This window comes from Vibrio sp. Vb0937 (assembly GCF_033338855.1).
Map to the genome: position 1 here is coordinate 1 of NZ_JAWOTK010000215.1, position 1,350 is coordinate 1,350.

1 protein-coding gene is annotated in these 1,350 nt (G+C 49.7%); it reads left to right on the top strand.

What is annotated here, in order from left to right; genetic code table 11:
• On the top strand, positions 1-1,350 hold a 1,350-nt coding region (gene mrcB / locus R7P67_RS24540), incomplete at both ends, for a penicillin-binding protein 1B (protein ID WP_318086280.1).

The window sequence follows — 1,350 nt, forward strand, 5'->3', positions numbered from 1 at the left end:
AAAGCGGGTCGCACCGTTCAAGGTGGCAGTACCTTAACGCAGCAGCTAGCGAAAAACTTATTTCTAACCCGTGATAAAACGCTGTGGCGTAAGGTGCGTGAAGCTTATATTGCGCTTATTCTTGATTACCGTTACAGCAAAGACCGCATTTTAGAAGCCTACCTCAATGAAGTGTATTTGGGCCAAAGCGGCGGCGAAGCGATCCACGGTTTTGGCTTAGCATCACGCTACTACTTTGGTCAGCCAATCCAAGAGTTGCGAATTGATCAACTTGCGATGCTGGTGGGCATGGTGAAAGGACCGTCGTACTACAATCCTGTTCGCTATCCTGAGCGCACTAAAGAGCGTCGAGACTTGGTGCTTCGTTTACTGATGCAACAAAACATGCTCACATCGCAGCAATATGAACAAGCTGTGAGTCGACCTCTTGATACACAAAGCAAACCACGTATTGCGAGCCGTCAGCCTGCATACTTCCAGCAATTGAATATCGAGCTGAAAGAGAAGGTCGGTGATCGCTTCAAGGCTGAAACTGGTCTGCGCGTGTTTACGTCTCTTGATCCTGTATCTCAAAGTAAAATGGAGCAGGCTATCGCGAAGAAAATACCGGATTTAGCGAAGCGAGGCGGTAAAGAACTCGAAGCTGCTGCCGTGGCTGTTGATCGCCACAGTGGTGAAATTCGTGCCATGGTTGGTGGTAAACGCGTGGGTTATGAAGGCTTTAACCGTGCGCTTAATGCTAGTCGTCCAATTGGTTCGTTGGTCAAGCCGGCAATTTACCTGACCGCGCTTGAACAGCCAGACAAATACAATTTGGGGACGACGCTGCACGACACCCCTCTAAGTTTGAAAGGTAGCAAAGGCTCGGTATGGACTCCGCGTAACTACGACCGTAAATATCGTGGTGATGTGCCACTTTACCTTGCGCTTGCGAAGTCATTGAATGTACCAACGGTAAGGTTGGGGATGGAGCTTGGTATTCCTGAAGTATCTGGCACACTTGAACGCTTAGGCGTCAACAAAGATGAGATTCGTCCTGTGCCTTCTATGTTCTTGGGCTCGTTTTCATTGACGCCATTTGAAGTGGCGCAAATGTACCAAACACTGACTAACTCGGGTAAACGTGCTAAGTTGACCGCGCTTCGTTCCGTCATCGATATGGACGGTAACGTGCTTTATCAATCGTTGCCTCGCTCCTCTCGCGCGGTTGATGAACAAGCGGCTTGGCTAACGACTTACGCGATGAAACAAGGTGTCGCACAAGGTACGGGCCGCTACCTTCAAAGCCAATTCGCTTGGGCTGCGTTGGCGGGTAAAACGGGCACCAGTAACGATACTCGTGATAGCTGG